This is a genomic window from Rhizobium sp. 11_C7_N12_5, from assembly GCF_051811145.1.
In the GTDB taxonomy this organism is placed as follows: Bacteria; Pseudomonadota; Alphaproteobacteria; order Rhizobiales; family Rhizobiaceae; genus Rhizobium; species Rhizobium lusitanum.
Window position 1 is genome coordinate 255514 of sequence record NZ_JBPWPY010000001.1, and the last position, 9623, is coordinate 265136.

The following is a 9623-nucleotide window of genomic DNA, read 5'->3' on the forward strand; positions in this document are numbered from 1 at the left end:
CTTCCAAAGCGCTTTCAAATATGTAGCAGGCGACGCGCCTGAAACAAGACAATTAGCAAAATATTGGGGCTTATTTTATGCTGCAGCGCGAGAAATGCTATGTATATTAGTCAAAATCCGAAAATCACTTGACTTTGTCCCGTCCTCAATGGATGAGAGAAGCAGCCAAAGCGCTTTGAGGAATGGAGCGCGCAGCGCGACAATGTGTTTCGGCTCGTGGATTTTATGTTTGGGAGGACAACCACATGAAGAAGTTGTTTTTGATGACTGTCGCTGCCGCCGCTCTGGTGGCGGGTACAGCGATGGCGGCCGATCTGAAGTTCCAGCCCGGCCAGGACTCCAAGTTCAATTGGAAGAGCTATGACGAATTCAAGGCCGCTCACGCCGATCTGAAGGGCGAGACGCTGACGATCTTCGGCCCCTGGCGGGGTGAGGACGAGGCACTCTTCACCAGCGTCCTGAATTATTTCACCGAAGCGACAGGCGTAAACGCCAAGTATTCGTCCTCGGAAAACTACGAGCAGCAGATCGTCATCGACACGCAGGCCGGTTCGCCGCCAAACGTCGCCATCCTGCCGCAGCCGGGTCTTTTCGCCAACCTGGCCAGCAAGGGCTATCTGACGCCGCTCGGTGACGAGCTGGGAAGCTGGGTGAAGACGAACTACGGCGCCGGCGACAGCTGGGTCGGCTACGGCACCTACAAGGGCAAGGACGGCAAGGACGCCTTCTACGCATTCCCCTACAAGGCCGACCTGAAGTCCCTTGTCTGGTACGTGCCTGAGAATTTCGACGAGGCCGGTTATAAGGTTCCCACCACTATGGAGGACCTTTTCAAGCTTTCCGACCAGATCGTCAAGGACGGCGGCACGCCCTGGTGCATCGGTCTCGGTTCGGGTGGCGCTACCGGCTGGCCGGCAACCGACTGGGTCGAGGATCTGATGCTGCGCTTGAACGCGCCGCAGGATTACGATCATTGGGTCGACAACACGCTGAAGTTCAACGATCCGAAGGTCGTCTCCGTCATCGAGGAATTCGGCAAGTTCGCCAAGAACGCGAAATATGTCGCCGGCGGCGTCGCAGCGGTTGCTTCGACCGATTTCCGTGATAGCCCGAAGGGTCTCTTCACGGTTCCGCCGAAGTGCTATCTGCACAAGCAGGCCTCCTTCATCCCGTCCTTCTTCCCGGAGGGCACCAAGCTTGGCCAGGATGCGGACTTCTTCTATTTCCCGCCCTATGCCGCGCATCCTGAACTCGGCAAGCCGGTCGAGGGTGCTGGCACGCTTGCTGCCATCACCAAGGACTCGAAGGCTGCCCGTGCCTTCATCCAGTTCCTGCAGACGCCGATCGCTCAGGAAGTCTGGATGGCGCAGTCCGGCTTCCTGACGCCGTACAAGGGTGTCAACACGGCGGCCTATGCCAACGATACCCTCCGCAAGGAAGGCGAAATCCTGACCAGTGCGACGACCTTCCGCTTTGACGGATCTGACCTGATGCCGGGCAAGATCGGCGCGGGCTCGTTCTGGACCGGTATGGTCGACTTCGTCGGCGGCAAGTCCGCCAAGGACGTTGCCGACGAGATCCAGAAGTCCTGGGACGCCATCAAGTAAGACATCGCAAGCCAAGCGTCGCCGGCAGATACCGGCGACGCCATGCACCATGTTACGGCGCGCCCGCGAGGCGCGGTTGATGTCGGGCGGGTGGCCTCAAGCAGGTAAATTCGGGAGGGAAGGATGTTTTCGCAGATACTGTCGGCGATTGGGGCCATGATATTCGGCGTTGCCTTTTGCGCCGCTTATTTCTGGTTCTCCAACAAGCTTCTGGACATAATTTTTCCGGCAAAGGAGGGGACCGAGGTCCATACCGCCGCCGTCAACCTGACCCGCCGCGGCCTGATTCGGCCCTGGCTCTTCTTGGGTCCGGCGCTCTTCCTGCTGGCCGTCTACCTCGTCTATCCGGTGGTCGCGACCCTCATCCTGTCCTTCTACGGGCCTGACGGCAATCAGTTCGTCGGCGGCGCCAATTATCTCTGGGCCCTCAACGACACTGAATTCCGCCAGTCGATCTTCAATAATATCCTCTGGCTTGCTGTCGTGCCGGCCGCCTGCACCTTCTTCGGCCTCGTGATCGCCGTCATGACCGACCGTATCTGGTGGGGCAACATCGCCAAGGCCGTCATCTTCATGCCGATGGCGATCTCCTTCGTGGGCGCCTCGGTCATCTGGAAATTCATCTACGAATATCGCGGCGGCACCGACGCTCAGATCGGCCTTTTGAACTCTGTCGTCCAGTTGTTCGGCGGCACGCCGGAAGTCTGGATCACCATTCCCTTCTGGAACAATTTCTTTCTGATGGTCATGCTGATCTGGATCCAGACAGGCTTTGCCATGGTGATCCTGTCGGCGGCGCTGCGCGGCATTCCGGAGGAAACCATCGAAGCTGCCGTCATCGACGGCGCCAACGGCTGGCAGATCTTCTGGAAGATCATGGTGCCGCAGGTCTGGGGCACGATCGCCACGGTCTGGACCACCATCACCATTCTCGTGCTCAAGGTTTTCGACATCGTGCTCACCATGACCAACGGTCAGTGGAACACGATGGTGCTCGCGAACCTGATGTTCAACTGGATGTTCCGCGGCGGCGGCGATTCCGGCCGAAGCGCGGTCATCGCCCTCGTCATCATGGCGGCGGTGACGCCGATCATGATCTGGAACATTCGTCGTGCAAACGCAGAAACGAAGGGGCGCTGACATGCTTGGAAATCTCGGTCGCATCGGTCCCGCCCGCATCTTCGTTCATGCCGCGGTGTTGCTTATCGTCCTCCTCTGGCTGCTGCCGACGCTCGGCATCTTCGTCACCGCACTGCGCGACAAGGATCAGATCGTCGTCTCCGGCTGGTGGACGGCTTTTTCCGGCTCCTCGCAGACCGCCGCCGTGCGCCTCGATGGCCCGGACAAGGCAAAGCAGGATGGCGCCAACTATGTCATCGCTGGTACGGTTGCCGGAGAAGGCAACAGCGGTAACGGCAGGATCGAGTCCTTCGGCCTGCGCGTGCAGGAACCGTCCACCTACAAGGTCGGTTCGTCCGCCGATCTCGGCAATGGCGAGACGCTCACCGTCAATGCGGACGGCAGCTATCGCTATCAGAAGAACGGGCCTTTCGGTGCCGATGCGCGCAGCAAGCGCATCTATCTGACCATCGCCACGCCGCCGCAATTCACGTTCGATAATTATCGCAGCGTGCTGGGCGGCGAGGGCATCGGCCAGTCCTTCATCAATTCGCTGACGGTGACGATCCCGGCAACGGTGATCCCGATCCTGATCGCCGCCTTTGCAGCCTATGCGCTGGCCTGGATGGAGTTCCCTGGGCGCGCCTTGTTGATCGCGCTCGTCGTCGGCCTGATCGTCGTGCCGCTGCAAATGTCGCTGATCCCGCTTCTGCGCATCTATAACGAGATCGGCCAGATCTTCGGCGTGCCGTCCAAGACCTATCCAGGCATATGGCTGGCGCATACGGCCTTCGGTCTGCCGCTGGCCATCTATCTGCTGCGCAACTACATTGCCGGCCTGCCTAAGGAGATCATCGAATCCGCCCGCGTCGACGGCGCCAGCGATTTCGACATCTTCGTCAAGATCATCCTGCCCCTGTCCTTTCCGGCGCTCGCCTCCTTCGCGATCTTCCAGTTCCTCTGGGTATGGAACGATCTGCTGATCGCCATGGTGTTCCTCGGCACGGACAAGGATCATCTGGTCCTGACGGCGGCCCTGAATGCGCTGCTGGGCTCGCGCGGCGGCAACTGGGAGATCCTGACGGCATCCGCCTTCGTCACCATCCTTATCCCGCTCTTCGTCTTCTTCGGTCTGCAGCGCTATCTCGTGCGCGGTCTGCTCGCCGGGTCGGTGAAGGGGGGCTGATCCAAGACTATTCCATTCTAACGGGACCTATTCAGCATGAGCATTGCCCCTCAATCGATTTCGGCAGTTGACAAGGACTGGTGGCGTGGCGCGGTGATCTATCAGATCTATCCGCGCTCCTACCAGGACTCCAATGGCGACGGCATCGGCGACCTTAAGGGCATCGCCATCCGCCTGCCGCATGTCGCGGCCCTGGGTGTCGACGCAATCTGGATATCGCCCTTCTTCACCTCGCCGATGCGCGATTTCGGCTATGACGTCTCCAACTATGAAGACGTCGATCCGATTTTCGGCTCACTCGCCGATTTCGATGCGATGATGACGGAAGCCCACCGCCTCGGCATCAAGGTGATGATCGATCTCGTGCTGTCGCACAGCTCGGATCGCCATCCCTGGTTCGTCGAAAGCCGCTCGAGCAAGGACAATCCCAAGGCCGACTGGTATGTCTGGGCCGATGCCAAGCCGGACGGCACACCGCCCAACAACTGGCTGTCGATCTTCGGCGGCTCGGCCTGGGCGTGGGATCCGACGCGCATGCAATATTACATGCACAACTTCCTGACCTCGCAGCCGGATATGAACCTGCACAATCCGGAAGTGCAGGATAGGCTGCTGGACGTCGTGCGTTTCTGGCTCGATCGTGGCGTCGACGGTTTCCGCCTCGATACCATCAACTTCTATTTCCATGACAGGGAACTGCGCGACAACCCGGCGCTGGAGCCCGCGCGCCGCAACGCCTCGACCGCGCCGGCGGTCAATCCCTATAATTTCCAGGAGCATCTCTACGACAAGAACCGCCCGGAAAACTTGAAGTTCCTGCAGCGTTTCCGCGCCGTCCTCGACGAATATCCGGCGATTGCCGCCGTCGGCGAAGTCGGTGACAGCCAGCGTGGTCTCGAGATCGTCGGCGAATACACGTCCGGCAATGACAAGATGCACATGTGCTACGCCTTCGAGTTTCTGGCGCCGGATGCGCTGACGCCCGATCGCGTCGAAGAGGTCATGAAGGATTTCGCCGCTGCTGCCCCCGAAGGTTGGGCCTGCTGGGCATTCTCCAACCATGACGTCGTGCGCCACGTCAGCCGTTGGGGCAATCTGGTCGCCGATCGCGATGCCTTCGCGAAGCTCTATGCAGCGCTGCTGCTGACCCTGCGCGGTTCCGTATGCATCTATCAGGGCGAGGAACTGGCACTCACCGAAGCCGATCTTGCCTATCAGGATCTGCAGGATCCCTACGGCATCCAGTTCTGGCCGGAATTCAAGGGCCGCGACGGCTGCCGAACGCCGATGGTTTGGGACAGCCAAGTCGCACAGGGCGGCTTTTCCACAGTCAAACCATGGCTGCCTGTGGCCGTCGAGCACATCCTGCGCGCTGTCAGCGTTCAACAGGGCGACGAAAATTCGGTGCTGGAGCAGTACCGCCGCTTCCTCGCCTTCCGCAAGCAGCATCCGGCCTTTGCCAAGGGTGAGATTGCCTTTGCGGATCCGCAGGGCGACATACTCATCTTTACCCGCACCTACGACGGCGAGACCATTCTCTGCGCGTTCAACATGAGTCCCGCCGAAGCGATGGCGGCCTTGCCTGAAGGGAACTGGCAAGCGTTGACCGGGCACGGCTTTACCACCAACAACTACGGCAACAAGATCGATATTCCGGCCTGGAGCGCTTATTTCGCGCGTCTTGCCTGAGCCCTTGGGAGGAGGAAGAATAGATGACGGGACTTGTTCTGAAGGATATAAGAAAATCCTACGGCAGCGTGCATGTGCTGCATGGCATCGATCTGGAGATCAATGAAGGCGAGTTCATCGTCTTCGTTGGGCCGTCCGGCTGCGGCAAATCCACATTGTTGCGCATGATCGCCGGGCTCGAGAGCATCACCTCGGGCGACATGCTTATTGCCGGGCAGAAGGTGAACGAAGTACCGCCCTCCAGGCGCGGCATCGCGATGGTCTTCCAATCCTATGCGCTCTATCCGCATATGACTGTCTACGACAACATGGCCTTCGGCATGCGGATTGCCGGCGAAAACAAGCAGGAGATCGACCGTCGCGTCCGCGCGGCGGCCGCCAGCCTGCAACTTACCCAATATCTCGAGCGGCTGCCCAAGGCCCTTTCGGGCGGCCAGCGCCAGCGCGTCGCGATCGGTCGCGCCATCTGCCGTAACCCGAAGGTCTTCCTGTTCGACGAGCCGCTGTCGAACCTGGACGCCGCCCTGCGCGTCGCCACACGCATCGAGATCGCCAAGCTCAGCGACTCCATGCCCGAGACGACGATGATCTACGTCACGCACGACCAGGTGGAGGCGATGACGCTTGCCGACCGGATCGTGGTGCTATCCGCCGGCCGCGTCGAACAGGTGGGTGCGCCGCTCGAACTCTATGAGCGCCCGGCCAACCTCTTCGTCGCCAAGTTCATCGGCTCTCCGGCGATGAACATCATCCCGGCGACCGTGACCGAAACCGGCACGACGACGACCGTGACGCTGAAGGGCGGCAAGTCGGTGACGCTCGACTTGCCGACCGAGGCTTCCGAGAGGGGTAAGCAGGCGAGCTTCGGCGTTCGTCCGGAAGATTTGCGCATCGCGACCAACGAAGATTATCTCTTCGAAGGCGAGGTCGCCATCGTCGAGGCGCTCGGTGAAGTGACGCAGCTCTATATCGAAGGTCTGGTTGATGGCGAGCCGATCATCGTCAAGATCCCCGGCATTACCGATATCCACCGCGGCCAGAAAATGCGCTTTGCCGCCGACAGGCAGAAGCTGCATCTCTTCAATGCCGACGGCCATACCTATCGAAAGCAGTAGCAGATTGCGCCTATGAGACGACGCCGGCTCAAGCAAAGACGAGCAACAAAATTCAACTTGAGCTGGCGAACTCAAACTTTCTGTTAAAGACCCGCTGATAGTCTTGTCTTCGTAATATACGTCAGGGGTTTACTAAGATGGCTGCTTTCGGCAGGGCTAATTCAGGCCAACATTTCCTCAATAAAGAAGAATCCTTCATGTATGACCGCGAAGTGCGGTTCCGAATGGAGGATACGATGAACGCCGCGCGGCTCGAATACACGGAAAAGGGTGTGATGAACCTCGCGTCGCGCCGCTGCGACATCACCCGCATCTCGCAGAGCGGCGCCATCCTGGCGATCCTCACTCAGTATAATCTGCCGAAGCAGTTCTATCTGGATATCCCAGACGCGCGCATCACCAAGGTTGGCTGCGTGCTGATGAAGGTCTTCTCCAACAACACGGTGGAAGTGCGTTTCCTGCGTCTGCTCACGGAGAAGGAAATGAACAAGATCTTCGTCTACAGCACGCACCCCGCCCATCGCGACCGCGTACTCGACATCCGAGCCTAGAGCAATTCCAGGAAAAGTGCGTAGCGGTTTTCCGTCCGGAATTGCGCAAAAACAATAAGCTAGAGCGGTTAGGCGATTCCGTGAAACGCACAACCGCTCTAGGCAGCAAAACCGGTCGACGGTCTCCGCAGCCAAAGGGCCGAGACATAAAGCACCCGCAACGCTCCTGCCTCTGTTCGCTACTTTAAAGTGGCGGACGTGAGGCTTGTTTCCATTTCCCGTCTTTTGACCCGGTCAAAAGCTTTGAACTGACTCAGGCAATTTGATTATACGCCTCGGTCATTGCTGCGCGGCATCTTCCTGCAGCCACAGGCGTCTGTCGTGTGGCAATGGTGCATAATCGTGCCATGCGGCCAGCTTGTCGTGGTAAGCCCTTCTGTAGGCCTGATGGTCTAAGAAGCCGGTATTCTCCTGAACAAGCTCCGTACCAATGTCGTAATAGATGTCGAGATTGTTCAAGTCAGGCACCGGGGTCTTGCCACGTTCGCTCTCTGCCTGCATTTGCCAGAAAAGCTCTTCGAGACGGCGGGCCAGCGCCGGAATGTCGCGCAGCGCCGATGTCTCCCGTTTAGCCTGCAGGATCTCCCTGACCTTCGCGAGGCTCCGGGGAATTTTTGCAAAGCCGACGGCCTTGTCGATGTAGGATTGCGGGTCCGAACATATCAACTCCGGCACGCCGGCCGCGGCAACGATGCTGTGGCAGAAGCGCGCAGCAAAGCTCTTGCCGGGGAATGTAAGGACAGGCAACCCCATGGTCAGGGCATCGGCTGCGGTCGAATGCGCCCCGTAGGGAAATGTGTCGAGGAACAGATCGGCGAGCGGGATCCGGGCGAGATGTTTGGCATTCGGTGCCTTGGGCGCGAAAATGAGGCGCTCCGGCGCAACGCCGGCATTCTCGGCCACCTGGCGCAGGCGCTTATCCACATCGTCGCCGCCGGTGAGCAGCCAAAGCACGCTGTCGGGCGTCGCGGCAAGGATCTTCATCCAGTACGCAAAGGTTTCCTGCGTGATTTTCTGCATGCCGTTGAAGCAGGCAAAGACGAAAACATCTTCCGGCAGCCCTGCCTCTCTGCGTGACGGTTTTTCGGCAATCACCCTCTTGCGATCAATCGGCTGGTTACAGGCGATTCTGAGCACTTTCTCCGAATAGTAAATCTCGCTCTCGGGCGGGATAATGTGTTCGTCCGCAATGATGTAGTGATGGAACGGACTGCCCATCGTGCCTGGATAGCCGCAGAAGTTGACGATAACGGGCGCTGGCCTGTAGGCGAAGATCTTCGTCCGCGCATGCTTGGTATAGCCGTTGACATCCACCAGAATGTCGATGTCGTCGTCGGCGATCTGCCGAGCCGCCTCGGCGTCATCGAGCCCGGCGATATCACGCCAGCAATCGACGACGGCCTTCATGCGCGTCTGCGTCGGGTCCCCCGTCACAGGGTCGCCGCAGTAGTAGGCGTAGATTTCAACGCTGCGTTTGTCATGCAGTTCCAGCACTTCCCGGAGCGCAAAGCCGACCGCGTGATCGCGCAGGTCCGAGGAAACATAACCCACACGAAGGCGCTGGCCGGTTCCCGTCTTCTGCTTTGGCGTCTTGCGCGGGAAGCCGCTGGTATCCGGACGTCCTACGAAAGACTTGTTGTAGCGATAGGCCTTTGCGAGCTGGAACAGCGGATCGTCGGAAAAGCAGGCAAGTGTCAGGGGCGACATCGCATCGAGCAGTTGGCGCATGGACACATGGTCCGATGTCACCAGAGTCGGCCATTTGCACTGGCGCTGGCGTAGCGCACTCCAATGTTGTCCAGCCTCGGTCTTATCAGGCCGAAGTTCGATTGCTTGCCACAAAACGGCTTCCGCATCCTCCATCAGGCCGGCGTTCTCCATGACACGACCGATGTGCTGAAGCGCCAAAAGGCGATGCGTGAGCTTGTCCGGCGTGCTGTCCGCGGTCATGTCCACGAAACTGCGCCATTGCAGGATTGCCTGGGTGGCGATGCCGCTATCTTCCAGCGCCCGTCCGAGATTGATGTGCGCCGGACCAAAACGCGAATCGAGCTTGAGGCAAGCGCGCAAGGCATTAATCGATCCCGCCACGTCGCCCAACTGCCGCAAGGTAACGGAATAATTGAAATAGACGAGATGCAGGTAGGGATGGGTTTCGTTGAATGCGATCCAGACCTTATAGGCCTCTACCGCCTCGATCTTTTGTTCCGCACCACTTCGGGCTTCTGCGAACTGGAACAGCTCGTTGAAAGGAAGGCGCTGAGTGCGCGCTAACTCCAGAATTTCGGCAAGAGACCGAGCGGAAACTGTAGCTGATGCATTGTTGGTGACCATGGACATCCCACGAATTGGCGGC

7 protein-coding genes are annotated in these 9623 nt (G+C 59.2%); 6 read left to right on the forward strand and 1 reads right to left on the reverse strand.

Annotated elements, in window-relative coordinates; all coding sequences use genetic code 11:
• Positions 1–245: 245 nt before the first annotated feature.
• The 6 genes from AB8B29_RS01270 (at position 246) to AB8B29_RS01295 (ending at position 7267) form a co-directional block, all read left to right on the forward strand.
• On the forward strand, positions 246–1607 hold the full coding sequence (locus tag AB8B29_RS01270; protein WP_113119171.1) for an ABC transporter substrate-binding protein: 1362 nt from the start codon (positions 246–248) through the stop codon (positions 1605–1607).
• Between the two features lie 123 nt (positions 1608–1730).
• Entirely contained in the window at positions 1731–2747 is a 1017-nt protein-coding gene (locus AB8B29_RS01275) for a carbohydrate ABC transporter permease (protein WP_037199056.1), read from the forward strand.
• A gap of 1 nt (position 2748) precedes the next feature.
• A complete protein-coding gene (locus AB8B29_RS01280; protein WP_037199054.1) occupies positions 2749–3912 on the forward strand; it encodes a carbohydrate ABC transporter permease in 1164 nt (387 codons plus the stop codon).
• Positions 3913–3948: 36 nt separating this feature from the next.
• Complete coding sequence (gene bglA, locus AB8B29_RS01285; RefSeq protein ID WP_037199053.1) at positions 3949–5601, forward strand: beta-galactosidase BglA; 1653 nt, start codon at positions 3949–3951, stop codon at positions 5599–5601.
• Between the two features lie 23 nt (positions 5602–5624).
• Positions 5625–6716 (forward strand): ABC transporter ATP-binding protein, encoded by a 1092-nt coding sequence (locus tag AB8B29_RS01290; protein ID WP_037199052.1) that lies wholly within the window; start codon positions 5625–5627, stop codon positions 6714–6716.
• Between the two features lie 197 nt (positions 6717–6913).
• Positions 6914–7267 carry a hypothetical protein gene (locus AB8B29_RS01295; RefSeq protein ID WP_037199051.1) on the forward strand — a complete coding sequence of 118 codons (354 nt, stop codon included), beginning with the start codon at positions 6914–6916 and terminating at the stop codon, positions 7265–7267.
• 279 nt (positions 7268–7546) lie between these two features.
• Here AB8B29_RS01295 and AB8B29_RS01300 read toward each other — a convergent pair whose 3' ends face one another.
• Entirely contained in the window at positions 7547–9601 is a 2055-nt protein-coding gene (locus AB8B29_RS01300; RefSeq protein WP_092572993.1) for an O-linked N-acetylglucosamine transferase, SPINDLY family protein, read from the reverse strand.
• Positions 9602–9623: the final 22 nt, after the last annotated feature.